Consider the following 23,735-nt stretch of genomic DNA (forward strand, 5'->3'; position numbering starts at 1 on the left):
AATTGCCGTTTCGTCAACGCGCGAACCGGCAGAAGTGAGAGAAAAAATGAGCAACGATCACCTGCAAAGCGTATTGGCACAGACCGCCGAGGAACGTTTTGAATATTTTCTAGATGCCGTGGGTGAAGAGCGAGAGATCTGGATTCTAATCAACAGTGACGAGCACTTCCTGAAACTGCACGGTGAAGAAGACGGCGGCTTCGAATACCTGCCAATCTGGCCAAGCAGTGATTTCGCCGAGCACTATTCCCAAAACTGTGCCGAAGACAGCAACGAACTCACGCCCAAGAGCATTCCCCTGCCCCAGTTCCTAAACCGCTGGCTACCAGGCCTGAACAAAGATGGTATCGAAGTCGGCGTCTTTCCCGGCGCCGACAACAGCGTATGGATCAGCGAGCCAAAGGATCTGGAGCAGGACCTGCGCGACGAACTGGCTCGTTTCTGACCGGACAGACTAGTTTCCAACATCCCCTAAACAGGGCGCGACCCAAGCGCCTCAGTGGGAGCGATAATTCCTGGCCTGCGTATACAGCTGGTCTTTAAGTCGCGCCCGCTTTGTTTTCAACTCTCTGAAGTGGTGGTCATCCGTCGCCACCCCACGCTCTTCTAGGCCACGGATAGCCTTATCGAGCTTGTGGTAGTCGTCGTGGTCGTTCTTGTATTGGATGCTGTCCTGGACAAGATGGCGGATGCTATCGGCAAGATCCGGGAATTCGGTTTCGAGGACGTGAGAGGGGATAGTCATTAAAAAAGCTCCTCATTTGTATTTGGTTACTAATATATTAATGTCGAGAACACACTCACACGATCCCCGCTTCTAATACTAGTCAAATTTCCCACTTCATTTGCGCACCTTGCGCCCAGAACCTAGGCCCCTTGAAGACCTCAGGTAGCTCAGCTTGCTGCAGTAAGTATGTGCCAAACAGGTGAAGATAAACTCCGAATAATATGAAAGCTACACCCCATACCAAATATCTATAAGTGAGCCAACTCCCTCCAGGTAGCTTTGGTGAGGCATGCACACCTGCCACTTCACTTTGCAAGTAATCAGGAAGGCCTCCCAATAAAATTCCAGCAAACAGAAATAGTAAGGTCTGCGGCATCGGCATCACTACCAAGCCACTAAAAAGTGAGTAAAACCCAGCTGACACAAGGGACACAGCAAGTCCGGCTGTAATATCCAATTGATGTTGACAATTATCTGATTGGTTGAAGAATTTATATGCCTTGAGCAATACACAAGCAAAAGAGACTATCGCAGCACCAGCCCCGAGAGCCCCCCATTCGTAAATGAATTGGAGCAAACTATTATGCGGATGCCCTTCATGCCGCTTGAAATCATGGTAAGAGAAAGATCCAGTACCCTCGCCCAGCCAAAAGTGAGCCGGGCCAAGAGCTTCAATTAAATTTATCCATATTGTAATCCGCCCTGATGAATGGGCCCGAAAAGCATCTGCTCGCTCACCTACTTCGCTTAGCAGTTGCAACAATAAGTAGGAAACGCAAGCTATAACACAAACACAGGCTGCCTTCAGGACTTCAGCACGCCAAGGTTTAAGCAAGACATACGCCACCAAACCACCAGCAATCAAGCCGACCAATAGTCCCCGGGCTCCACCAGCAAACGCTAACAGAAGGTTTATAAACAAAAACAAACACGCAATAGTTTTGTAGTTTGACCGCGCAAGCCACACATACAGCAGTGGCACCATAAAGACCTGAACCTGATTGAAAAATCTGGTGTTCTCTACACCGGGATAAAGCATTTCCGCTCGCACTGGCACCTTTGCGGCCAGCTCAAACATTAAAAACGCTAATGCTTTCAATAGCATCAAACCGTGAAGCAATAGAATTCCTAGTAAGACACCCCCGCCCATCCCTTGCCTAGCAACATAAAACCCTACACAAAACACTGAGAGCAAAAACAACCAATGCAAGCTTTCAAAAAAAGAGTGTAAAGGGTTATCGGCTAGTAATCCGCTCGCACTGATGAATACGAGGGAAACTAACCAAGAGCGAATTAGCAGGGACTCTTCAAGAACAGATCGAACGACGTGGCGATAGGAAGGGACTAAAAAAAATGAGCAAAGAAGACTGACTAAAGCAACCTGCATTATACGCTTGTGGTTATAGGGCGTTACCGGCAGGTCAAAGTCAAAGTCAAAGATATTTAAGCAAAGAAAAAACCAAACTATGCAAGAGCCTACGCACAGCACTACTAACCAATTCGAGTGTTCTTTTCCCCGCAATGTCTCCATGTCTTACTACTTATTTGATAGCCAAAGCACATTTCTAACCAGAAACAAAAAAGGCGGGCAATGCCCGCCTTTTTCCAAGAATCAACGACTCTTAGGTTCCACGACAGGAAGACGGGAAGTACTTCGCAACTGCGTTGCTGCTCACGGTGCAGTTCCAAATCACAGCACCGTCGTAACCAGCGGCAACAGCTGTTGTACCATCATCTTGAGTCGGGGTCAGGACAACACTTGCTGCGTCGAGAGTATTATCATTCGTACCCTGAATCGCAACAGTGATCACACCATTTGCAACGGTTACAGACTCAACATAAGTAGAAGTAATGTTAGCCGGAGTTGCATCGAGACCCGCAGCGGTATTATTTGCCGGTACAGAACCAGAAGCCTGGATAGACTCAGCTACAGCAGCTTTCGCTTGCGCAGCAAAGCCCAGCGCTTCACTCATTTTTGCGCGCTTGGTGTAGTCAGAATAGGCTGGCAGTGCCACTGCAGCCAGAATGCCGATGATCGCAACTACGATCATCAATTCGATAAGAGTAAAACCCTGTTGCTTTTTCATTGTAACCGTCTCCATACAGACTGTTGTTTTTGGACGAAATCCCGTGAGGAAGTCGGCAGATACCATACAGGGATTGTGGCAAAACGCGCAACCACGATAGCCCACCAGAATTTTCCATTTGAGATCTTTTACCATTAACCTCTGCATAGGCAACATACATACCGATCACTTTTTAATCAAATCAATGCTCTAGGTGACACAGATTGTCAGTCAGAACTTGATCAATAGCCTGACGTGGGTACGCAACCTAGCTTTGCTCACAGATTTGTTTAGCTTTCTAACTTAACATCGTGATGCAATTAGCTTTTCAACAATTGGCGGTCAGCAGCGAATTCGCTATATTGGGAGGCTGGCGGAAATTCTAAACAAGTCGCCGATACAGAACAAAAAACAATCACATTAAGCGCAAAGCATTTCCTATGAGCAGCATCCCTCTGAGCGGACTAGCCAAGCGACTGGTCATCGACAAGGCTATCGACGAGCCCACCGCACAATCCGCCGTAAAGGCTGCCAAACGCGAGGGACAGAGTTTTGCCCAACACGCAGTAGAGGCAAAACTGATCAAGAGCCGGGAATTGGCCAACATAGCCACCCAAGCGTTCGGCTCCCCTCTATTCGACCTGTCTAGCTACAACTTCGATTTGTTGCCAAAGGATGTACTCGACGAAAAGCTGATCACCAAGCATTTCGCACTTCCACTCTATAAGCGAGCTAACAGGCTGTTTGTTGCTGTCGCGGACCCAACCAACCTTGCCGGCCTTGACGAGATTAACTTCAATACCGGCCTGAACACTGAAGCGGTACTGGTCGAAGCGGACAAGCTTGCCAAGGCAATCGAAAGCTATTTGGCAAACAGCGGTGATATTAGTGGTGGCTTGGAAGGGCTAGACGACGATGATCTCGACAGCCTCAACATCGATGGAGGCGAGCAAGAGCGAGAGGATGACAGCGACGCCGTAGGAGACGAAGCCCCCGTTGTACGTTTTGTAAACAAGGTCCTGCTCGATGCCATCCGCACAGGGGCGTCAGATATACACTTCGAGCCATATGAGAAGTCCTATCGAGTGCGCCTGCGCACAGATGGCGTGCTGCACGAAGTTGCACGCCCTCCAATTCAGCTCGCTACCAGATTGTCAGCACGCCTCAAAGTAATGTCCAAAATGGATATTTCCGAACGCCGGGTACCTCAGGATGGCCGAATAAAGATGAAGCTATCCAAAACCAAGGCCATCGACTTTCGAGTCAACAGCCTACCCACCCTGTGGGGTGAGAAGATTGTATTGCGAATTCTTGACCCATCCTCCGCAAAGCTCGGTATTGATGCTCTGGGCTACGAAGAAGAGCAAAAACAGCTCTATCTCGATGCTCTCGCACAACCGCAGGGGATGATTTTGGTAACTGGCCCCACGGGCTCGGGTAAAACGGTATCTCTGTATACCGGCCTGAATATACTTAATACCCCAGAAAGAAACATTTCCACGGCGGAAGACCCGGTGGAAATTAACCTTGAAGGCATCAACCAGGTTAACGTCTCCGCCAAGGTAGGACTAAATTTCGCCGAGGCTTTACGCTCCTTCTTGCGGCAAGACCCCGATATTGTGATGGTAGGTGAGATAAGGGATTTGGAAACCGCAGAGATCGCCATCAAAGCGGCGCAAACAGGTCACTTGGTGTTATCCACCTTGCACACCAATTCCGCCCCAGAGACTTTGACTCGCTTGATGAATATGGGCGTTCCCACATTCAATATCGCAACGTCTGTCAGTGTAATTATTGCTCAACGCTTGGCACGGAGACTTTGTGGAGAGTGTAAAAAACCCGCAGAACTACCAGAAGAAGTGTTGGCCGATGAAGGCTTTGATGCGGTCACAATTCCAAAGTCTGAATGGCAAATATACCAACCTGTGGGCTGTGAACATTGTTCCAAAGGCTATAAAGGACGCGTGGGTGTGTATGAAGTGGTTCGCATTACCGACGGAATCTCACGCATTATAATGGAGGGAGGCAACTCCATTCAAATTGCAGATCAAGCCAAAAAGGAAGGCTTTAATAATCTCCGCACTTCGGCGCTGCGCAAGGTAGTAATGGGTGTGACTAGCTTGGAAGAAGCTAATCGAGTAACCAAAGACTAAATTTCGATCGACCAATAAAAACTCGGGAACAAGACCATGGCCAATTCCGCCGCAGTCGCCTACGTATATAAGGGCGTGGACGCCAAGGGCAACAGGGTAGAGGGTGAGATTAGTGGGACCAATCCTGCGCTAATCAAGGCGCAATTGCGTCGTCAAGGAATCATCGCCAGCAAGGTGCAGAAGAAGCCGAAACCATTATTCGGTGCCAGCAAAAAGGTCAAACCGGCCGATATCGCAGTTTTTACCCGGCAAATGGCGACTATGATGAAAGCCGGTGTTCCCCTTGTGCAAAGCTTTGAAATCGTCGCTGATGGCTTAGACAATGAAGGACTTAAGGATCTGATATTTAAAATCCGCGACGAAGTCGCTTCAGGTACTGCCTTTGCTGATGCACTACGTAAACACCCAGTGTACTTTGATGACCTGTTCTGTAATTTAGTTGCGTCAGGTGAGCAATCCGGTGCCCTAGAAACCATGCTCGACCGAATAGCGACCTACAAAGAGAAAACTGAGTCGCTTAAAGCGAAAATTAAGAAAGCAATGACGTATCCAATTGCCGTTCTGGTGGTTGCCGTCATTGTTACTTCTATTCTGCTAATCAAAGTAGTCCCCCAATTTGCCGACACTTTCTCTAGCTTCGGCGCGAACTTGCCAGCTTTTACTTTGTTCGTTTTGGGAATTTCAGAATGGATGCAAGCCAACTGGTTAATTGCATTTATTACCCTAGTGGTAGGTATAGGCGGGACTTTAGAGGTTAAAAAACGCAATAAAAATGTTGCAAACTTCTTTGACAGATTAATGCTCAAAATCCCTATTTTGGGTCAAATAACCTACAACTCGATTGCGGCCCGTTTTGCGCGTACACTATCAACCACTTTTGCTGCAGGTGTACCGCTAATCGACGCACTCAAGTCTGTAGCCGGCGCCACCGGTAACGTCGTCTATGAGGAGGCGACATACAAGATTCGAGATTCAGTTGCGACCGGTATTCCGCTGAACGGTGCGATGCGCTCGTCGGGACTCTACCCGACGATGCTGGTACAAATGGCCGCTATCGGAGAAGAATCAGGTGCACTCGATGAGATGCTCAGTAAAGCAGCAGATTTTTATGAAGAAGCAGTGGATAACATGGTAGACAACCTCACCACACTTCTTGAACCCATGATTATGGCTATTTTGGGAATTTTGGTGGGTGGACTAATGATCGCCATGTATCTTCCGATCTTCCAGCTCGGTCAAGTTATTTAATAGCTCCTCAAAATGTTTGATCCAAATTTTTCACACTCAGCGCTGCTTATTAGCAGCGCTTTTATTTTAGGCCTGCTAATCGGCAGCTTCCTGAATGTTGTTATCCATCGCCTGCCCATCATGATGGAGCGGGAGTATCAGCGGGATTTCTACGCTTACTTTGACAAGACACCTCCGGCAGAAGAAGAGAAGCTGCTCAGCCAGACTTACAACCTGATTCTCCCCCACTCCCACTGCCCCAGCTGCAATCAGGAAATCAAACCCTGGCAGAACATTCCCATCATCAGCTACCTGCTGCTGCGCGGTAAGTGTGGCAACTGCGGTACGTCCATCTCCAAGCGCTATCCGCTGGTAGAACTGGCAACCGGCATTTTGACCGCTATCGTGGTTTGGCAGCTGGACTTTACCTGGCAGGCGCTAGCTGGGGTAGTGTTTACCTGGACGTTAGTCGCGCTGACTGGGATCGATTTTGACAAACAACTACTACCAGACAGTATTACGCTTCCACTGCTGTGGGCCGGTCTTCTAATCAATCTGTGGGGTGTATTTGTACCACTTCAGGATGCGGTGATCGGGGCGATCGCCGGCTATCTGGCGCTGTGGGGGGTATTCCATATCTTCAAACTGGTGACAGGCAAAGAAGGTATGGGAGCCGGAGACTTTAAGATCCTCGCGGCTATTGGTGCGTGGTTTGGCTGGCAGGTGCTGCCGCTGGTGATCCTGCTATCTGCAGCCGTAGGTGCCTTGGCCGGTATCCTGTGGACACTCATTTCAGGGCGCGACAAAAATCTGCCAATTGCCTTCGGTCCCTATCTCGCCGGAGCTGCCTGGATTGCCATGCTGTGGGGCGAGCAAATTATGGGCTGGTATTTCCATATCTCTGGACTGAATAGCTAAGCCATGTTTATTGTCGGGCTGACCGGTGGTATCGGCAGCGGCAAGTCTGCCGCCGCAGCGCGCTTTCGTCATCACGACGTTAACGTAATGGACGCAGATATCGCCGCACGTGTGGTGGTAGAGCCCGGACGGCCGGCGCTCGCCGCCATTACCGAGCACTTCGGTGCCGACATACTGCTGGAGAATGGGGAGCTGGACCGCGCTGCGCTGCGCAAGCAGGTGTTCGACAATCCCGAGGAGCGACGCTGGCTGGAACAGCTGACCCACCCACTTATCCGCGAGGAAATTATTTCCTCATTGAACGCCAGTTACAAAACCCACAGCGCGCCTTACGCGATTCTCGAATCGCCACTGCTGGTTGAATCCGGCCAGGTGGCGCTGGTGCAGCGGGTTTGCGTGGTGGATATTCCAGAAGAGCTGCAGCTTGCCCGTGCCACTGCGCGAGACAGTAACTCAGCAGAGCAGATCCGCAAAATCATGGCCGCGCAGCTCCCGCGCGCCGAACGATGTGCACAGGCCCACGATATTCTGGATAATAGTAGCTCTCTAGAAGCCCTGAACGCTCAGGTGGATGCCTTGCACGCGCAGTACGTCCAACTGGCGACCAAACCGGAATAGCCGTTATCCATGTCCGATCATTCTTCCCCAGACAAACCAACCGTGCCCTGCCCTACCTGCAAAAAGCCGATGGAGTGGAGCGCAGCCAACCCGCACCGTCCGTTCTGCTGTGAGCGCTGCAAGCTGATCGATCTCGGAGAGTGGGCCAGCGAGGGCCACAAGATTCCCGGCCAGCCAGTATTTGACGATGTGATGAGCGAAGACCTGGATCCTGCCAAGACCCGCCACTAATCGTGTCGGAAGACACGATCTGTTTAACTGCCTTTGCCCACCTGCGCCCACCACAGCCGCGCTTTCAATCCCAAACGGGACGCCATACCGGCAGTTACGGTACTGACTTCACCGGAACTGTCCACGATGGCAATGGTCGGGGTAACCTTTAGTCCCCAGCTGGCACTCAGTGCACCACTTGGATCATTGATGGTGCGGAACTTGAGATTGTGCTCCTGCTGGTAAGCGGCCACTTCGTCTGGCGTGCCGGATTGCAGGGCGACACTGATTACCTGGTAGTCCTTGGATAGATCAGACACCGCCGGTGATACCACTCGGCAATAGCCGCACCAGGTTGCCCAGAAGTAAATCAACACGGGGCCTTTCTGAGTCATACCCTGCAGACTAATCGGCAAGCCATTAATGTCCGGCGCCAGTAAGTCCGGTGCCTGCCCCTTGGGCATACTGCGGGCGTGATACCAGGAAACCGCGACCACGACCAATACCGCGAGCAGCGCAAACTTAACCAGGGACCGCAGCCCGCCTTTTATATTCACTCGCTATTTCCTTCGGTAATTACATTCGACTCGAGCGGGGAAAGTGCCGTTACTTGAATTCCGTCATCCCCATAGCGCCATTGCAGGTTAAACCCGCAAAGTTCCATCCCGTAGATTCGCGATGGATCGGGCTTTTGGTACGCGGGCTTGGGATCTTGCGCAAGCACCTGCTGAATTAGTGCCATCAAGTCGGTGCCCCACTCATCACTGAAGTTTCGCGCAACTTCCGCGATTGGATCCGGGATATTTACCTGCGTTGCGGCCGGCGCGGTATCCGCAAAGTCGCTGGCAGCTTCTGGGACTTTATCGGCGTAAGGAATATAGGGTTTGATATCCAGAATCGGTGTGCCATTTAGCAGGTCGGCACCGGCAATGATAATTTCGACTTTTGTCCGCGCACTGGCTTTATGCACGCGCACTTCAATCAGTCGCACGACGGAAAGGCCAATATTATTCGGCCGAAACGGGGAGCGGGTGGCAAATACGCCCATTTTTTTATTGCCTCCAAGACGTGGAGGGCGGACCTTGGCAGACCACTGCCCAGCCACCTGATGAAACTGCCAGGTAAGCCACAGGTGGGTATATTGCTCCAGGCCGGCGACAGCCTCCGGGTCGTTGTAAGGTGGTAGTAACTCGAGGGATGCACGGCTAGCATCCGCCAGCAGAGGCTGGCGCGGGATGCCGAATTTATCCGTAAAGCAGGAGTGGGTGATGGCGACGGGCTCAATACTCAGCGCTGGGATATTCAAATGCCACCCATGCACAGGTATTTGATCTCGAGATAATCATCGATGCCGTACTTGGAACCTTCGCGGCCACTGCCGGATTCTTTTATACCGCCGAAAGGCGCCATCTCATTGGAAATGATGCCCTCATTAATACCGACCATGCCGTATTCCAGCCCTTCCGACACACGCCAGATTCGACCGATGTCGCGGGCATAAAAATACGAGGCCAAACCAAACTCGGTATCGTTGGCTATACGGATGGCTTCTTCTTCGGTACTGAATTTAAACAGCGGTGCAACCGGCCCAAAAATTTCTTCTTTGAACAAACGCATGGTGTCGTTCGCATCCCCCAATACCGCAGGGGTATAGAAGCACTCACCCAGTTCGCTCGGGCCGCCCGGGTTCAGCGCCTTGGCACCCTTGCTTAATGCATCCTCCACCAACGTCGCAACATCTTTAACCGCGCCCGGGTTAATCATGGGGCCAACATCAACACCAGTGTCAGCGCCATTACCCAGTGTTAACCCATTCACCGCCTGAGAGAATTTCTGTGCGAACTCATCGTACACGCCTTCCTGCACCAGGATGCGATTGGCACAGACACAGGTTTGCCCGGCATTGCGGTATTTACAGATGATTGCGCCCTTTACCGCTTCGTCGATATCTGCATCGTCGAACACGATAAATGGGGCGTTACCGCCGAGCTCCATAGAGGTTTTCTTGATGGTTTCCGCACACTGGGCCTGCAATTGCTTGCCCACCGCGGTGGAGCCGGTAAAGGTGAATTTGCGCACCAGCGGGTTGCTGGTCATCTCGCCGCCAATTTCCCGCGAGCTTTTACCCACCACCACGTTAAACACGCCCTTGGGCACGCCGGCCTTTTCCGCCAGTACTGCCAGCGCCAGAGCAGAGAGCGGTGTTTCCGATGCGGGCTTGGCAACGAACGTGCAGCCCGCGGCCAATGCGGGGGCCACCTTGCGAGCAATCATCGCACTGGGGAAATTCCACGGTGTGATGGAAGCGGTTACACCCACCGACTGTTTGATCACGACAATACGCTTGTCATTGGCTGGTGGGGCGATGACATCGCCGTAAGCGCGCTTGGCCTCTTCGGCAAACCACTCCAGGTAGTTGGCGCCGTAGGTAATTTCAGTTTTTGCTTCCGCCAGCGGCTTACCTTGCTCCGCGGTTAGGATTGCGGCCAGGTCATCGACGTTTTCGATAATCAGGTTGTACCAGTCACGCAAAATTTTCGCGCGCTGCTTTACCGGCAGTGCACGCCACGCCGGCCAGGCTTCGTTGGCGGCCTCGATGGCGCGACGGGTCTCGGCAGCACCGAGACTTGCGATGGAGGCAACCGTTTCACCATTGGCCGGGTTGGTAACCTCCAGGGTGTTACCACTGTCGGCATCCAGCCACTGGCCGTTGATAAAGGATTGCGTGCGGAGCAGATCAGAGTCGTTGAGCTTCGGCATGTCAGAGCCTCTTCCTTGTGGTAGCCGACAGTAAAAGGGCGGCACATATAATGTGCCGCCCAGCCAATTCAATTATTTTTTCTTTTTCTTAACAAACTTCATCAGGCGACGTTTCTTCGCCTTCTGGCGGTCGCTCAGTTTGTTTTTCTTACCTGCGAATGGGTTATCGCTGGTGCGGAATTCAATTTTCACTGGGGTACCGTGCAGGTCCAGCGCTTTACGGAAAGTTTTTTCCAGGTAGCGGACATAGTGATTCGGCACCTGGCTGGTCTGGTTACCATGAATCACAATTACCGGCGGATTCTGCCCGCCTGCGTGTGCATAGCGCAGCTTAATGCGATGACCGTTCACTAGTGGCGGTTGGTGCTCACTTACCGCCCATTGCAGAATACGCGTCAAGTGGTTCGTGGAGAGCTTGTCAGTGGCCGACTGATACGCGGCTTCGATAGACTCGTACAGGTTACCGACACCGGTGCCGTGCAGGGCAGAGATAAAGTGGATATCGGCAAATTCCACAAAACGCAGACGCCGTTCCAGTTCGGTTTTCACGAAGTCGCGGTGGTCCGGGTCCAGGCCATCCCATTTGTTCAGCGCCACAACCAGCGCGCGGCCAGACTGAATCACGGTACCCATAAGGTGCAGGTCCTGATCCACCAGGCCTTCACTGGCATCAATCACCAGCACCACCACGTTAGCGTCTTCCACCGCCTGCAGGGTTTTGACGATGGAGAACTTCTCCACCGATTCCTTGACGTTCTTACGCCGGCGAATACCCGCAGTATCGATAATGGTGTAAGGCTTTTCGTCCCGCTCGTAATTGATATACACACTGTCGCGCGTAGTACCGGGCTGGTCGAATACCACCACGCGATCTTCACCCAGCAAGCGATTTACCAGGGTGGATTTACCCACATTCGGGCGACCGACGATGCCGATCTTGATGCCGCTGGCCTCGTCCACGACCTCTTCTTCGCCCACTTCCGGCAGGTCGCCAACCAAGCGTTCCATCAGCGAGCGAACACCGCGGCCGTGGGTAGCGGTGGTCGGGAAAAGCTCCCCAATCCCCAGCTCGTAAAACGGTGCCAGGGCAATATCGGGGTTCACCCCGTCCACCTTGTTAGCCACCAGAATGGTCGGTTTGGAACGGGTGCGGAGGCGCTCGGCAATCATCTCATCCGCCGGGGTCAGGCCCGCACGGCAATCCACCAGGAACAAGACAAAGTCCGCTTCTTCGATCGCCTGCATGGACTGCTGGGCCATGGCCGCATCGATGCCCTCCTCGCCACCACTGATGCCCCCGGTGTCCACCAGGATCATTTTGTGGCCCTCGAATTCCGCCTCGCCATATTTACGGTCGCGAGTCAGACCGGCGTAGTTAGCCACAAGGGCGTCACGGCTCTTGGTCAGGCGATTGAACAGGGTGGATTTACCCACATTGGGGCGCCCAACCAGGGCGATTACAGGCAACATAAATTGAATATACTCAAAAACTGGCCTCTCAACTGGGCCAGACCATAAATACAAACGCCCGCATACTGCGGGCGATAGTTAAACCAGAGCGGTTTTGCTTACCCCTGGAGCAAACCCGGGGCAACGCGATTGGCGCTTGCGCTGCTGTTTCAGCGCTCCAGGCGCAGAGCCACCAGCTCACCGTCATCAGACAGCGCAAACAACAGATTTCCATCCGCCAGCAGCGGAATGCGGATCGGATCGCGGTCAATGCGGGTACGGCCCACGAAACGACCGGAGGTCGGATCCAGCACATGCAGATAGCCGTCCAGATCACCAACCACAACCACATCCACAAAATAGGCCGGGCCACCGAGCTGACGGCGCAGTAATTCACTGTTGGTCCACTGAATCTGGCCATTACCTACATTGTAGGCGTGGACACTGCCGTCGGCGTCGCTCAGGAATACCTGACCGGCACCCACGGCAACACCGTGGTTGGTAGAGGCATCGCGCGCCCACAGGCCGCGGCCATCTTCGCGGGACAGCGCAACAACTCGCCCTTGGTAGCTGGCAGCGAATACCAATTCACCGCGCACCAGAGGCGCACCGTCAATATCCACTACGCGCTCCAGCTCCGCAGTTCCCTGCGGGATGGCAACGCGCTGTTCCCAGCGGGTAATTCCATCGGTAGCACTCAGGGCAATCAACTTGCCGTTATCCAGACCGGCAAACACAACACCGCCAGAAATGACCGGACTCGCGGTACCACGCAGGGTCAGTACCGGCAATGCGGTGTTATGGCGCCAAGTCTGTGCGCCGGTTTCCGCATTGAGGCCGAGAAGCTTGCCGTCTACGGTCTGCACAACCACCATTCCGGCGCCTACCGCGGGAGTAGAAACAACCTCACCGCTGAGCTGGGTGTCCCAGCGCTGCTCGCCGGTATTTAAATCCAGTGCTACAACGCGGCCGCGGAAATCTGCCACAACCGCGATACCCAGGCCAACGCCAACGCCGCCGCTGATGGAGCGTTCGATATCCGTTTTCCACACGCGCTTGCCGGTGCTGCGATCCAACGCGACCACATCGCCGTCGCTGTTGGCGGCAATAATTTTTCCGTCGATCAAGCCAGGCGTCAGCATGGCGTAGCGCAGCGCATCAATATCACCGATATTGGTGGACCACACTTCGGTCAGCCGCACGCTCTCCTGAATTTCAGTCAGCTCGACGGGGTCCGTGTCTTCCTTTTCTTCATTGGAAGCACAGGCACTGATGACCGCGGCCAGAGCCACGGCAAGAATTCGGTTAAGTGCCTTGCCCGCCGCGAAGCGGTTACCGGTGTGCGTGCCTATCATTGCGGGGTGCTCTCCTTGTCGGCTTCGTCTGCTTCGGTTTCATTACCGGGCTCAGACACCGCTTCGTCTTCCGGAGTTTCATCGGATTTAGGCGCATCGCCCAAACTTTCGATTTTCAGGTCCAACAGACGGGAGCCTGCAGCCTGCTCCGGCAGCAACTGGGCACGCGCTTCCTGATAGGCGGCGCGAGCGGCATCTTTGTCACCTTGCTGCACGAGGATGTCGCCGCGGGTTTCCGCGTAGAGTCCGGCAAATGCTGCAGGCACATCGCCCTCAAGCAGCTTCAAAGCTTCGCCGGTTTCACCGCGTGCGGCTTTGACCGCAGCAAGGCGGCGCTGGGCAACAAACTTCAGTGCGTCGTCACCAGTGTTATCCAGTGCCCACTGCAGCTGCTTGGCGGCTTCTTCCAGATTATTGGACTCGGCGGCCAGCGCAGCCAGCTCAAGGGATGCCTGAGTCGCGTAGATACGCTTGCCAAAATCGTCCTTCAGCTCACGCGCCAGAGACTTGGCGGTAGTCAGCTGTTTGTTGTCAGGACTGCCTTCATTAGCTGAAACCGCAGCGACAAAGCTCTGGTACAGGTTGGAAGCTGCCTCGGCATCGCCGCGCTCCTTGCCCTGCCACCACTGCCAGCCGAAATAAGCAGAAAGCGCCAGTACCACACCGGTGACAATGCCAGTGCCATTTTCTTTCCACCAGCGCTTGATGGATTCAATTTGTTCTTCTTCTGTCAGATGGTCTGCCATTTGTTATTTGCCTTATTCCCAATACCAATTCTTTGAGATGCTGTTCGCACGTTGAGGCGCTACCCGCCTCAGCGCTGCAATTTAGCCTTGTAAAATCTTTGCCAGTTCAGCAACCGCGACGGTCTGCTGCTCGACATCTGCGCGCAGGGACTTAACCGTAATTTGCCCCGCCGCCGCTTCGTCTTCGCCGATGATCAATGCGTAATCCGCATTGCTCTTGTCGGCCTTCTTCATCTGGCTCTTGAAGCTGCCACCCCCACAGTGGGTCTGCAGGCGCAGCCACGGCAGATCACTGCGCAGCTGCTCGGCCGCGGCCAGGGCCGCAGATTGTACATCACCCACAGCGACCATATAGGCATCGACCTGTTGATCCAGAGCGTCCGGCAGCACTTCAAGCGTTTCCAGTAACAACACCAGTCGCTCGACACCGAGACCAAAGCCGACGCCCGGGGTAGGCTTGCCACCCATTTGTTCTACCAAGCCGTCGTAGCGGCCGCCGGCACAGACGGTGCCCTGGGCGCCGAGACTGTCCGTCACCCATTCAAAAACCGTCTTGCCATAGTAGTCGAGGCCGCGCACCAGGCGCGGATTCACCTCATAGGTGACCCCTGTGGCATCCAGGAAGGCACGCAGCTGGTCAAAATGTGTGCGCGACTCATCGTCGAGGAAATCGAGCAGGCAAGGCGCATCGGCCAGCAGCGCCTGGGTGTCCGGGTTCTTGCTATCGAGAATCCGCAGCGGGTTGCGCTCGAGACGGCGCTGGCTATCTTCATCCAGCTGGTCTTTGCGCGCGGACAGATACTCCACCAGCGCATCGCGGTAAGCGGCGCGGCTCTCACTGTTGCCGAGGGAGTTCAGCTGCAGGGATACATGCTCGGAGACACCCAGCTGTTTCCATAGACGCGCGGTCATCATCAGGATCTCGGCGTCGATATCCGGACCTTCGATACCAAACACTTCCACCCCGAACTGGTGGAACTGGCGCAAGCGGCCCTTCTGCGGGCGCTCGTAGCGGAACATGGGGCCGAAGTACCAGAGGCGCTGGGGCTGGATAAGCAGGTTGTTCTGGATGGCCGCGCGCACGGTACCGGCGGTACCTTCCGGGCGCAGGGTGACACTGTCACCACTCTTGTCGTCGAAGGTATACATTTCCTTTTCGACGATATCGGTGGCCTCGCCTACGGCGCGGGCAAACAGTTGCGTCGCTTCCAGCAACGGGGTACGGATCTCACTGTATCCGTAGCGTGCGAAGAGTTCGCTGAGGGTGCTTTCCACGTATTGCCACACCGGGGACTGGGTGGGCAGCAGGTCGTTCATGCCGCGGATGGCGCGAAGTTGTTTCAACGGTAGTCCTTAAATACAGTTCGTACGCGATGCCGGCATCCACCGGCACCCAATATTATTCGGTGGTTTCCTTGGCGATGATGTTCGCCTCCTGCTCCGCCTTGGCCGCAGCCTTTTCGCGGATCAGTTGCTCCAAGTCTTCCACCAGATTGTCATTCTTGAATTTGCGGTCCGGCTGCCCGTCCACATAGATGGCGTGGCTGGGAGTGCCTCCGGCCAGGCCAATATCCGCCTCTTTTGCTTCACCCGGGCCGTTCACGATACAGCCGATAACCGCTACATCCAGCGGCGTGGTGATATCTTCCAGCCGGGTTTCGAGCTCGTTCATGGTTTTCACCACATCGAAGTTCTGGCGCGAGCAGCTCGGGCAAGCAATAAAATTGATACCCTTGGTACGCAGGCGCAGGCTCTTGAGCAGATCCCAGCCCACTTTAACCTCTTCCACCGGATCTGCCGCCAGAGATACACGCAGAGTATCGCCAATGCCGTCCAGCAACAGGGCGCCGAGGCCGATGGCCGATTTCACAGTACCTGCGCGTAGCCCGCCCGCTTCGGTAATCCCGAGATGCAGCGGCTGCTCAATCTGGGTGGCCAGCTTGCGGTAAGCGGCCGTGGCCATAAAGATATCCGACGCCTTTACGCTGACCTTGAATTCCTGGAAGTTCAGACTGTCGAGAATGTCCACATGGCGCAGCGCGGATTCCACCAGCGCATCCGGTGTAGGTTCACCGTATTTTTTTTGCAGGTCTTTTTCCAGAGAACCCGCGTTAACGCCGATACGAATCGGGATATTCAGGTCCCGAGCCTTATCCACCACAGCGCGAATGCGCTTTTCGCGGCCGATATTGCCCGGGTTGATACGCAGGCAGTCTACGCCCAGATCCGCCACACGCAGCGCAATGCGGTAGTCGAAGTGAATGTCCGCAACCAACGGTACAGCCACCTGCTTCTTGATCTCGCCAAAAGCCTCCGCAGCGTCCATGGACGGCACCGACACCCGCACAATATCCGCACCAGCGTTTTCCAGGCGCTGGATCTGGTCCACAGTGGCAGCCACATCGCAGGTTTCCGTATTTGTCATGCTCTGGACGGAAATGGGCGCACCACCGCCGACCGGCACATTGCCCACCATGATCTGGCGTGACACGCGACGAACTATGGGTGACTCGAACTGCATAACAGAACCTGCGTTAGTGTTGAGCGGGGACGGAAAAACGGGAGGATTATAGATAGATTGGGCGCAAACCTACAGAGTTTGCGCCCTTTGCGAGGAGAATAAGGAGCTCAAAAAGGGGCGCTAGCCGCCCACAATCAGCTTGCGAGTACGGCGAGTACCTAGCGGCGCACTGTCCACCACCTCACCGGCATAGCTGACGGTGGTCGCCGCCGCATTGCCCATCATCACGTTAAATGGCGCCTCGCCAGTCAGTTCAACCGTGGAACCCGCGGGCTGCAGCCGAGACAACAACTTATTGCCCGCCGCATCGACCACCTCAATCCACGCCTCTTCGCTGAAGCTCAGGGATAGCGCCGCCTCGGAAATAGTTACCGCCAGCGCCGCCTCTGCTTTCAAGGCAGGCTCAGCGGCAGCCGCTGCAATTTGCTGCTCTGGCGCCACTTTAGGCTCTGACGAAGCAGCCAACTCCTGAGCGGAGCCGGATGATACGGTCGAATCGGCCACTACCGCCGGCGCAAACACTGCCTGAGCGTCTGCTTCCGGCTGTGCAACTGGCGATACCGACTCCAACTCCGACACCCCAGAATCCGACGCCACAACTTCAACGGCGTCCGCAGTGGGTTCTTGCACATCGGCACCAGACTCAATGACTTCCGCCATCGCCACCGGCGCCTCTGGGGCCAGTTCGGGCTCCTGAGTCATTTCAGTAAAGGCTGGATCAACGTTTTGAGCCGGCGCTCCACCCTGCATGCCAAACCACCAGTACCCTCCGGCAGCAGCGATCGCCAGCACGAGCACCAGCGGGCGGAACGACGATTCGCCACCTGCAGCGCCGCTACCTTCCACCTTCATACCACGGGGCATTTCCGGGATATGAGGCGTGGAATCGCCAGGTGATTGCTGGGCAAATGCGTCCAGCAGGGGCTCCGCATCGAGACCCAGCTCTTTACAGGCGTTGCGGATGTAGCCGCGCACATAGATGGCACCGGCCAAACGATCAAAGTCGTCCTGTTCCAGAATCCTGAGTTTTTCGGCCGTCATACACAGGCGACTGGCCAACTCTTCAATTTCAAGACCGGCCTGCTCACGGGCAGCGCGCAACTGCCCTCCTACAGACACCAGAGAGGTCTGCCCGGAGGCGTGCTCGGTAGATGCTACGGAGGAATCGTTACTGCTCATTTTCGGCCTTCATCTCCTGGTATTTCAGCGTTTCTGCCGAATAGGGAAACAGGTTTTTCAGAGCCAGGGCATAGCTTCGCTCTTTATCCCGGTTACCGAAAATCTTCTCGATACGGATACCCAGCCACAGGGATTGAGGCACCTGCCGGCTCTTTTCCGTATAGCGGTCCAGATACTGCTTGGCCTCTTCGTAGTCCTGCTTTTGAAACTTGAGCTCCGCCAGTTCCAGTAACGCCACCGGTAGCCCGGGGCTAAGGGCCAGCGCCTTGGTGAAGGCGCGCTCAGCACCATCCAGCTCGTTCAGTCTCAGCTCGGCGCGCCCTAGATTGGCCAGCGCAAATGAACGGCGGTTGTAGGTGAGGTCTTCGGATGCGGTGAGGAACTGGGCTTTCGCTTCGCGGTAGCGCTCCTGTTGATACAGAAACACCCCGTAGTTCACCCGCGCCATGGAGAAGTTACGATCGTAGCGCAGGGCCTTTTTGAAGTGGGATTCGGCCACATTCAGCTCACCATCTGCTTGATACAGCAGCGCGAGGCCGTGGTGGGCACGAGGGTCTTTCTTACCCAGCTTGAGCGCTTCCTGGAAGTGATGACGGGCCATCTCCCGGTTATCACTGCCACTTTGCAGATAACGCAGCCCCAGCTGGATATGGGTCTCGCGAGCTTTGTCGAGATCAATGGACTTGCCGCCCGGGCCGGTACTGACACAGCCACCCAGCAGCAGGGTAATAAACAATCCGGCGAGCAGAGCCGACTTGGAGTTTCTTGCTAACACTAGCCTCACCTTATAGTTATCGGGTGCGTACAACCCCACACGCCAACTCCATTCGGCGATGCTTAGCAGCAATCGAGGCTTAGGCCTGGCCAACAATCCGTACTGCGCGCTCGGCGTTGCGATAGCGCTCGGAGCGGCGGGTACGGTCGTTTACTTGGCCGGCCAGCTGACCACAAGCCGCATCGATGTCATCGCCACGGGTGGTACGCACGGTTACGGTATAGCCTTTGTCCAACAAAATCTGTTGAAAACGTCGCAAAGCGTTATTGCTGACCCGCTGATAATCGGACAGCTCAAACGGATTAAAGGGTATCAGATTTATCTTCACCGGCACATCACGCAGTAGCTCGGCCAGCTGTTCTGCGTGCTCCGGGCGGTCATTCACCTCCCGGATCATGGTGTACTCGATGGTCATCTTGCGATGGTTATCCGGCATGTTCTCGATATAGCGCTGGGCGCTGTCGAGCAGCATGGCGATGGGATACTTCTTGTTAATCGGCACCAGCTCGTTGCGCAGCTCGTCATTGGGCGCGTGCAGGGAGATCGCCAGGCTCACATCGGTTACTTCCGCCAGACGGTCCAGTGCGGGTACCACGCCGGAGGTACTCAGGGTGACCCGACGCTTGGAGATACCGTAGGCATTGTCTTCCATCATCAGGTTCATGGAATCGACCACGTTGTCGAAGTTGAGCAGGGGCTCACCCATGCCCATCATCACAACGTTAGTGACCTTGCGCGGACCATTAGGCTGTAACTGGCCAAACGACTTACACGCGATCCACACCTGGCCAATAATTTCAGCCGCAGTCAGGTCACGGTTAAAGCCCTGCTTGCCGGTGGCACAGAAGCTGCAATCCAGAGAACAGCCCACCTGAGAAGACACACACAGGGTGCCGCGGTCGCCATCCGGGATATACACGGTCTCAATTACATTGCCGCCGGTGACTTCGATCAGCCACTTGCGGGTACCGTCCGCGGAGTCCATCTGCTTCAGGACCTTGGGCGCACGCACTTCGGCGATTTCGGACAGCTTGGCACGCATGGCTTTGCTGACGTTGGTCATCTGCTCGAAGTCGTCCACGCCATTCTGGTGAATCCACTTCAATACCTGCACCGCGCGGAAACGCTTTTCGCCCAAACCGGCAAAAAAGTCCGCAAGCTTGTCCACAGACAGACCCAGCAGGTTCACTTTTTCGGTTTGTACTGTTTCAACAGTCGCGGTCATGGATTCACCTTGCACCGGTCGCGGTGCGGAAATTGCCAAAACGGCAAAACTTTGTAGGGATAGCAAGAGTCCGCATGAATGCAGACTCCTGCAAAGGCACGCGCTGAATTAGCGTGCGCAGATTTCTTCGGCAGCGAAGAAGTAGTTCACTTCACGCTCAGCGGAAGCCGCGGAGTCGGAACCGTGAACAGCGTTTGCATCGATGCTGTCAGCGAAGTCAGCGCGAATGGTGCCAGCGTCAGCTTCTTTCGGGTTGGTAGCACCCATCAGGTCGCGGTTGGCCAGGATGGCGTTTTCGCCTTCCAGAACCTGTACAACAACCGGGCCAGAGGTCATGAATTCAACCAGGTCTTTAAAGAAAGGACGCTCTTTGTGCTCTGCGTAGAAACCTTCAGCCTTCTCCTGAGACAGCTGAACCATTTTCATGGCAACAATGCGCAGGCCGGCTTTCTCAAAGCGGCTTTCGATTTCGCCGATTACGTTCTTGGCTACGGCGTCCGGCTTGATGATGGACAGAGTACGTTCCAGGGCCATGGTTTTCTCCATTTCTAGGTTTTGAAAAAAATTGTCTTAGATCAGATACGAAAAGAGCAACTAACGTTGCTCTTCCCTGAATTCTCTCAGCTCGCAAACTGTCGATTAATTAACCAACAATGATCGCGGAGCGCGGATTATACGCGTAGTCGCGTGAAGTGTGTACTGCAGGGCTGACTACTCGTTCTCTTCGATCCATGCGGCCTGAATGGCCTCCAGGATCTTTTCCCCGCAGCGCTCCGGATCGTCGTCAAAATCCGGCAGATTCATCACCCACTTGCGAAGATCGACGAAATTGACCGTCAACGGGTCAATATCCGGGTGGCCATCGCTCAGTTCGATGGCTATATCGTGAATATCCGTCCACTTCATGACGCACGCTCCCTGCCGTTTAGTGTTTTTCCGAAACCTGATTGATGGTGTACTTGGGAATTTCGACCACCAGATCCTCCTGCTCGACCACTGCCTGGCAGGATAGGCGAGATTCCGGCTCCAGGCCCCAGGCTTTATCCAACAGGTCCTCTTCCAGCTCGTCCGGCTCTTCCAGAGAGTCAAACCCTTCACGCACGATGACATGGCAGGTAGTACACGCACAGGACTTCTCACAGGCATGCTCAATGTGGACACCGTGCTTCAGGGCGGCATCACATACGGTAATACCGGGATCCACCTCGACAACCTTGCCCTCAGGACACAGTTCTTCATGGGGTAGGAAAACGATTTTCGGCATATTTCATTACTCTCGTTCGATGACCGCCCCGAGGGCGTGTCAGATCGCCTTCAGGGTTTATCAAAAGGCCCTCAGGGCTTATCAAATTCATCCAGGCTGTGGCCTTGCATTGCGCGTTTGATGGAAGAATCCATACGGCGCGCGGCGAAGGGCTCGGACAGGGTATTGAGCGCTTCGACCCGGCTGCGAATCTCGTCTGCGGTACCCTCATTGTGCGCCTGCCGTAGTCCCTGCATGGCCTGCTCGAGCTCACTCAGCTCGGCTTCACTCAACAGTTCCGCACCGTTTTCTTGCAGGGCAACAAGCATGGCCTCCAGGGTGCGCTCGGCCTCGACCTGCGCCTCACGGAGTGCGCGCGCCGCAATATCTTCCTCGGCATTGGCATAGGAGTCCTGCAGCATACGCGTGATATCAGTGTCCTCAAGCCCATAGGATGGCTTGACGGTAATCTCGGCCTGCACGCCACTACTTTTTTCCATCGCGGTCACCGACAGCAGGCCATCCGCATCCACCTGGTAGGTCACGCGAATATGCGCCGCACCAGCCACCATGGGCGGAATACCGCGCAGTTCGAAACGCGCCAGCGAACGGCAGTCGCCCACCAGCTCGCGCTCACCCTGCACCACGTGGATGGCCATCGCAGTCTGACCATCTTTGAAGGTGGTGAACTCCTGGGCCTTGGCCACAGGAATGGTGGTATTGCGGTGAATCAGTTTCTCGGTGAGGCCACCCATGGTTTCGATACCCAGGGAAAGCGGAATCACATCCAGTAACAGCAAGTCTTCGCGGGACTTATTGCCCACCAGCACATCCGCCTGAATCGCGGCGCCAATGGCCACCACCTTGTCTGGGTCGATATCGGCGTGGGGCTTTCTGCCAAAGAACCCCTCCACCTTTTCACGCACACGCAGCGTGCGCGTGGAACCACCAACCAGCACGACCTCTTCCACATCTTCTGCGGATAGGTTCGCGTCGCGCAGCGCATGCTTGCACGCGCGCAGGGTTTTGCTAATCAGCGGGTCCAACAACTCTGCGAGCTTTTCCCGGCTCAGCGAACCGCTCCAACCTTGATAGGACACCGCAACCGCTTCTTCCGCAGCCAGCGCTTCTTTTGCCGCGCGCGCCGCATCCAGCAACTTGCGCTGGGTGCCCGCGTCCAGATCGGTACCGAGCCCTGCCTCTGCGGCAATCCACTCCGCCACTGTGCGGTCAAAATCATCACCACCGAGCGCACTATCGCCACCGGTGGAAAGCACTTCGAAGATGCCCTTGGACAGGCGCAAAATGGAGATATCAAAGGTGCCGCCACCCAGGTCGTAGACCGCGATAGTTTTATCGGCGGAGTCGGCACCGTCGTCTGTCTTATCCAAGCCGTAGGCAACTGCTGCCGCGGTGGGCTCGTTCAGCAGGCGCAACACTTTCAGGCCGGCCAGCTTGGCCGCGTCTTTGGTCGCTTGGCGCTGCGCATCGTCAAAATATGCCGGTACGGTGATTACCGCACCATCCAGCTCGCCACCGAGGGAGTCGGCACCGCGCTGCGCCAGCACTTTGAGGATTTCCGCCGATACCTGCACCGGGTTTACGGCACCAGAAACAGTTTCGATAGCCGGCATACCGCCGGTATCTTCGGCAAAGTGATACGGCAATTGCTCACCGAAGTGTTTGATATCCGCGAGCCCGCGACCCATCAAACGCTTGATGGAAACCAGAGTGTTATAGGGATCATCTCCCGCAGCGGCGCGCGCGCCATACCCGACTTCGATACCGGCATCGGTATAGCGCACCACAGACGGCAGAATGGCTTTACCATCCTCCGCCGGCAAGGCTTCAGCAGTGCCGCTGCGCACCGTTGCCACCAGTGAATTGGTGGTGCCTAAATCGATCCCTACCGCGCGCTTGCGCTGGTGGGGTTCGGGAGTTTGGCCTGGTTCGGAAATCTGCAGTAATGCCATAGGTCTGTATTAATCCAGTAAATCTTCTTCGAGCTCTTCGATTTGTCGCTGCAACTTGGCGAGGAACTGCAGCTTCGACAACGCGCTCTCGCCATCGCCCAGCGCCTCCGCATCCAGCGCATCGGAAAATGCCTGCTCCTGGGCCTTGAACAGGCTGGCGGCTTCGGCGCCAAGCTCTTCCAACTCTGACTCCGGATCAGACGCCTCGCGCACCTCTTCGAGACGCTCACGCAACATCATCTGCTGCATCAGAAAGGCGCCATCCGCGGTGGTCTGCTCCGCCTTGATCTCCACGCCGCGCAACTTCAGCAAATAGGCAGCACGGGCCACGGGATCTTTCAGCGTGTTGTTAGCTTCATTGATCTGCGCGGCGTACTGCATGGCCAGCATTTGCTCGCGGTCAGATTTTGCGGCGAAGCGATCCGGGTGAAACTCCTGCTGCAATTCGCGGTAGCGTTTCGCCAGCGCTTGGCGATCTACCTGGTAGCCAACCGGCAAACCAAAAATTTCAAAGTGATTCTGCTGCATATGATCTTGCTAAACCGCCTACTGAAGAGTGCGCATCGCCCAATAACAAAAAGGCCGGCATG

25 protein-coding genes are annotated in these 23,735 nt (G+C 55.0%); 6 read left to right on the forward strand and 19 right to left on the reverse strand.

The window, feature by feature from the left end; translation table 11 throughout:
* The first annotated feature begins 46 nt into the window (after nucleotides 1-46).
* Nucleotides 47-445 carry a DUF2750 domain-containing protein gene (locus Mag101_RS12955; protein WP_077405751.1) on the forward strand — a complete coding sequence of 133 codons (399 nt, stop codon included), beginning with the start codon at nucleotides 47-49 and terminating at the stop codon, nucleotides 443-445.
* 51 nt (nucleotides 446-496) lie between these two features.
* Here Mag101_RS12955 and Mag101_RS12960 read toward each other — a convergent pair whose 3' ends face one another.
* The 3 genes from Mag101_RS12960 to Mag101_RS18260 all read right to left on the reverse strand — a co-directional run bounded on the left by Mag101_RS12960 (nucleotide 497) and on the right by Mag101_RS18260 (nucleotide 2,949).
* A complete protein-coding gene (locus Mag101_RS12960) occupies nucleotides 497-745 on the reverse strand; it encodes a YdcH family protein (RefSeq protein WP_077405754.1) in 249 nt (82 codons plus the stop codon).
* 82 nt (nucleotides 746-827) lie between these two features.
* Nucleotides 828-2,258: an O-antigen ligase family protein gene (locus Mag101_RS12965; protein ID WP_077405757.1), complete on the reverse strand. Its 1,431-nt coding sequence runs from the start codon at nucleotides 2,256-2,258 to the stop codon at nucleotides 828-830.
* A gap of 91 nt (nucleotides 2,259-2,349) precedes the next feature.
* Nucleotides 2,350-2,949, reverse strand: a complete 600-nt coding sequence (locus Mag101_RS18260; RefSeq protein ID WP_269466557.1) for a pilin — start codon at nucleotides 2,947-2,949, stop codon at nucleotides 2,350-2,352.
* Between the two features lie 284 nt (nucleotides 2,950-3,233).
* On the opposite strand from Mag101_RS18260, the gene pilB reads away from it, so the two are divergent.
* Genes pilB through yacG form a run of 5 tightly spaced genes read left to right on the forward strand, consistent with a single transcriptional unit; the run spans nucleotide 3,234 to nucleotide 7,940 of the window.
* Entirely contained in the window at nucleotides 3,234-4,946 is a 1,713-nt protein-coding gene (gene pilB, locus Mag101_RS12975) for a type IV-A pilus assembly ATPase PilB (protein ID WP_077405764.1), read from the forward strand.
* A 36-nt stretch (nucleotides 4,947-4,982) separates the two neighbouring features.
* Complete coding sequence (locus tag Mag101_RS12980) at nucleotides 4,983-6,194, forward strand: type II secretion system F family protein (RefSeq protein WP_077405767.1); 1,212 nt, start codon at nucleotides 4,983-4,985, stop codon at nucleotides 6,192-6,194.
* Nucleotides 6,195-6,206: 12 nt separating this feature from the next.
* Entirely contained in the window at nucleotides 6,207-7,091 is an 885-nt protein-coding gene (locus Mag101_RS12985) for a prepilin peptidase (RefSeq protein WP_077405770.1), read from the forward strand.
* A gap of 3 nt (nucleotides 7,092-7,094) precedes the next feature.
* The gene (gene coaE / locus Mag101_RS12990) at nucleotides 7,095-7,709 is read left to right on the forward strand and encodes a dephospho-CoA kinase (RefSeq protein ID WP_077405773.1); all 615 of its coding nucleotides are present in this window, start codon (nucleotides 7,095-7,097) and stop codon (nucleotides 7,707-7,709) included.
* Nucleotides 7,710-7,718: 9 nt separating this feature from the next.
* A complete protein-coding gene (gene yacG, locus Mag101_RS12995) occupies nucleotides 7,719-7,940 on the forward strand; it encodes a DNA gyrase inhibitor YacG (protein WP_077405776.1) in 222 nt (73 codons plus the stop codon).
* 23 nt (nucleotides 7,941-7,963) lie between these two features.
* Here the strand turns inward: yacG and Mag101_RS13000 are convergent, their stop codons facing one another.
* From Mag101_RS13000 to hscB, 16 genes are all read right to left on the reverse strand, one after another.
* Nucleotides 7,964-8,476 (reverse strand): protein disulfide oxidoreductase, encoded by a 513-nt coding sequence (locus Mag101_RS13000; RefSeq protein ID WP_077405779.1) that lies wholly within the window; start codon nucleotides 8,474-8,476, stop codon nucleotides 7,964-7,966.
* Nucleotides 8,473-9,225, reverse strand: a complete 753-nt coding sequence (gene tsaA / locus Mag101_RS13005; protein ID WP_077405782.1) for a tRNA (N6-threonylcarbamoyladenosine(37)-N6)-methyltransferase TrmO — start codon at nucleotides 9,223-9,225, stop codon at nucleotides 8,473-8,475. Before tsaA ends, Mag101_RS13000 begins: the two co-directional genes overlap by 4 nt.
* Nucleotides 9,222-10,679, reverse strand: coding sequence for an NAD-dependent succinate-semialdehyde dehydrogenase (locus Mag101_RS13010; RefSeq protein WP_077405785.1), 1,458 nt, complete (start codon nucleotides 10,677-10,679; stop codon nucleotides 9,222-9,224). The genes tsaA and Mag101_RS13010 overlap by 4 nt, the downstream gene beginning before the upstream one ends.
* A 72-nt stretch (nucleotides 10,680-10,751) precedes the next feature.
* On the reverse strand, nucleotides 10,752-12,149 hold the full coding sequence (der, locus tag Mag101_RS13015) for a ribosome biogenesis GTPase Der (protein WP_077405788.1): 1,398 nt from the start codon (nucleotides 12,147-12,149) through the stop codon (nucleotides 10,752-10,754).
* 149 nt (nucleotides 12,150-12,298) lie between these two features.
* On the reverse strand, nucleotides 12,299-13,483 hold the full coding sequence (gene bamB, locus Mag101_RS13020; RefSeq protein WP_077405791.1) for an outer membrane protein assembly factor BamB: 1,185 nt from the start codon (nucleotides 13,481-13,483) through the stop codon (nucleotides 12,299-12,301).
* Nucleotides 13,480-14,229, reverse strand: coding sequence for a YfgM family protein (locus Mag101_RS13025; protein WP_077405794.1), 750 nt, complete (start codon nucleotides 14,227-14,229; stop codon nucleotides 13,480-13,482). The genes bamB and Mag101_RS13025 overlap by 4 nt, the downstream gene beginning before the upstream one ends.
* 81 nt (nucleotides 14,230-14,310) lie before the next feature.
* The gene (hisS, locus tag Mag101_RS13030; RefSeq protein ID WP_077405797.1) at nucleotides 14,311-15,573 is read right to left on the reverse strand and encodes a histidine--tRNA ligase; all 1,263 of its coding nucleotides are present in this window, start codon (nucleotides 15,571-15,573) and stop codon (nucleotides 14,311-14,313) included.
* A 55-nt stretch (nucleotides 15,574-15,628) separates the two neighbouring features.
* Nucleotides 15,629-16,750: a flavodoxin-dependent (E)-4-hydroxy-3-methylbut-2-enyl-diphosphate synthase gene (ispG, locus tag Mag101_RS13035; RefSeq protein ID WP_077405800.1), complete on the reverse strand. Its 1,122-nt coding sequence runs from the start codon at nucleotides 16,748-16,750 to the stop codon at nucleotides 15,629-15,631.
* A 120-nt stretch (nucleotides 16,751-16,870) separates the two neighbouring features.
* Nucleotides 16,871-17,929, reverse strand: a complete 1,059-nt coding sequence (locus Mag101_RS13040) for a RodZ domain-containing protein (protein ID WP_077405803.1) — start codon at nucleotides 17,927-17,929, stop codon at nucleotides 16,871-16,873.
* Entirely contained in the window at nucleotides 17,919-18,704 is a 786-nt protein-coding gene (gene pilW / locus Mag101_RS13045; RefSeq protein WP_077405807.1) for a type IV pilus biogenesis/stability protein PilW, read from the reverse strand. Before pilW ends, Mag101_RS13040 begins: the two co-directional genes overlap by 11 nt.
* A 79-nt stretch (nucleotides 18,705-18,783) precedes the next feature.
* Complete coding sequence (rlmN, locus tag Mag101_RS13050) at nucleotides 18,784-19,929, reverse strand: 23S rRNA (adenine(2503)-C(2))-methyltransferase RlmN (RefSeq protein WP_077405809.1); 1,146 nt, start codon at nucleotides 19,927-19,929, stop codon at nucleotides 18,784-18,786.
* 108 nt (nucleotides 19,930-20,037) lie between these two features.
* Nucleotides 20,038-20,463 (reverse strand): nucleoside-diphosphate kinase, encoded by a 426-nt coding sequence (ndk, locus tag Mag101_RS13055; RefSeq protein ID WP_077405813.1) that lies wholly within the window; start codon nucleotides 20,461-20,463, stop codon nucleotides 20,038-20,040.
* A gap of 177 nt (nucleotides 20,464-20,640) precedes the next feature.
* Entirely contained in the window at nucleotides 20,641-20,835 is a 195-nt protein-coding gene (gene iscX, locus Mag101_RS13060) for a Fe-S cluster assembly protein IscX (protein WP_077405816.1), read from the reverse strand.
* A gap of 19 nt (nucleotides 20,836-20,854) precedes the next feature.
* Complete coding sequence (gene fdx, locus Mag101_RS13065) at nucleotides 20,855-21,193, reverse strand: ISC system 2Fe-2S type ferredoxin (protein WP_010132565.1); 339 nt, start codon at nucleotides 21,191-21,193, stop codon at nucleotides 20,855-20,857.
* Nucleotides 21,194-21,264: 71 nt separating this feature from the next.
* Nucleotides 21,265-23,145, reverse strand: a complete 1,881-nt coding sequence (gene hscA, locus Mag101_RS13070) for a Fe-S protein assembly chaperone HscA (protein WP_077405819.1) — start codon at nucleotides 23,143-23,145, stop codon at nucleotides 21,265-21,267.
* Nucleotides 23,146-23,154: 9 nt separating this feature from the next.
* Nucleotides 23,155-23,673, reverse strand: coding sequence for a co-chaperone HscB (gene hscB, locus Mag101_RS13075; protein ID WP_077405822.1), 519 nt, complete (start codon nucleotides 23,671-23,673; stop codon nucleotides 23,155-23,157).
* Between the last annotated feature and the right edge of the window lie 62 nt (nucleotides 23,674-23,735).

It is taken from the genome of Microbulbifer agarilyticus (assembly GCF_001999945.1).
GTDB classification, from domain to species: Bacteria; Pseudomonadota; Gammaproteobacteria; order Pseudomonadales; family Cellvibrionaceae; genus Microbulbifer; species Microbulbifer agarilyticus_A.

What these genes read in the sequence shown, in the direction of transcription:
- Mag101_RS12955 (WP_077405751.1), top strand. Translation starts at nt 47, where the DNA reads ATGAGCAACGATCACCTGCAAAGCGTATTGGCACAGACCGCCGAGGAA.
- Mag101_RS12960 (WP_077405754.1), bottom strand. Translation starts at nt 745, where the DNA reads ATGACTATCCCCTCTCACGTCCTCGAAACCGAATTCCCGGATCTTGCC.
- Mag101_RS12965 (WP_077405757.1), bottom strand. Translation starts at nt 2,258, where the DNA reads ATGGAGACATTGCGGGGAAAAGAACACTCGAATTGGTTAGTAGTGCTG.
- Mag101_RS18260 (WP_269466557.1), bottom strand. Translation starts at nt 2,949, where the DNA reads ATGGTAAAAGATCTCAAATGGAAAATTCTGGTGGGCTATCGTGGTTGC.
- pilB (WP_077405764.1), top strand. Translation starts at nt 3,234, where the DNA reads ATGAGCAGCATCCCTCTGAGCGGACTAGCCAAGCGACTGGTCATCGAC.
- Mag101_RS12980 (WP_077405767.1), top strand. Translation starts at nt 4,983, where the DNA reads ATGGCCAATTCCGCCGCAGTCGCCTACGTATATAAGGGCGTGGACGCC.
- Mag101_RS12985 (WP_077405770.1), top strand. Translation starts at nt 6,207, where the DNA reads ATGTTTGATCCAAATTTTTCACACTCAGCGCTGCTTATTAGCAGCGCT.
- coaE (WP_077405773.1), top strand. Translation starts at nt 7,095, where the DNA reads ATGTTTATTGTCGGGCTGACCGGTGGTATCGGCAGCGGCAAGTCTGCC.
- yacG (WP_077405776.1), top strand. Translation starts at nt 7,719, where the DNA reads ATGTCCGATCATTCTTCCCCAGACAAACCAACCGTGCCCTGCCCTACC.
- Mag101_RS13010 (WP_077405785.1), bottom strand. Translation starts at nt 10,679, where the DNA reads ATGCCGAAGCTCAACGACTCTGATCTGCTCCGCACGCAATCCTTTATC.
- der (WP_077405788.1), bottom strand. Translation starts at nt 12,149, where the DNA reads ATGTTGCCTGTAATCGCCCTGGTTGGGCGCCCCAATGTGGGTAAATCC.
- bamB (WP_077405791.1), bottom strand. Translation starts at nt 13,483, where the DNA reads ATGATAGGCACGCACACCGGTAACCGCTTCGCGGCGGGCAAGGCACTT.
- Mag101_RS13025 (WP_077405794.1), bottom strand. Translation starts at nt 14,229, where the DNA reads ATGGCAGACCATCTGACAGAAGAAGAACAAATTGAATCCATCAAGCGC.
- ispG (WP_077405800.1), bottom strand. Translation starts at nt 16,750, where the DNA reads ATGCAGTTCGAGTCACCCATAGTTCGTCGCGTGTCACGCCAGATCATG.
- Mag101_RS13040 (WP_077405803.1), bottom strand. Translation starts at nt 17,929, where the DNA reads ATGAGCAGTAACGATTCCTCCGTAGCATCTACCGAGCACGCCTCCGGG.
- rlmN (WP_077405809.1), bottom strand. Translation starts at nt 19,929, where the DNA reads ATGACCGCGACTGTTGAAACAGTACAAACCGAAAAAGTGAACCTGCTG.
- ndk (WP_077405813.1), bottom strand. Translation starts at nt 20,463, where the DNA reads ATGGCCCTGGAACGTACTCTGTCCATCATCAAGCCGGACGCCGTAGCC.
- iscX (WP_077405816.1), bottom strand. Translation starts at nt 20,835, where the DNA reads ATGAAGTGGACGGATATTCACGATATAGCCATCGAACTGAGCGATGGC.
- fdx (WP_010132565.1), bottom strand. Translation starts at nt 21,193, where the DNA reads ATGCCGAAAATCGTTTTCCTACCCCATGAAGAACTGTGTCCTGAGGGC.
- hscA (WP_077405819.1), bottom strand. Translation starts at nt 23,145, where the DNA reads ATGGCATTACTGCAGATTTCCGAACCAGGCCAAACTCCCGAACCCCAC.
- hscB (WP_077405822.1), bottom strand. Translation starts at nt 23,673, where the DNA reads ATGCAGCAGAATCACTTTGAAATTTTTGGTTTGCCGGTTGGCTACCAG.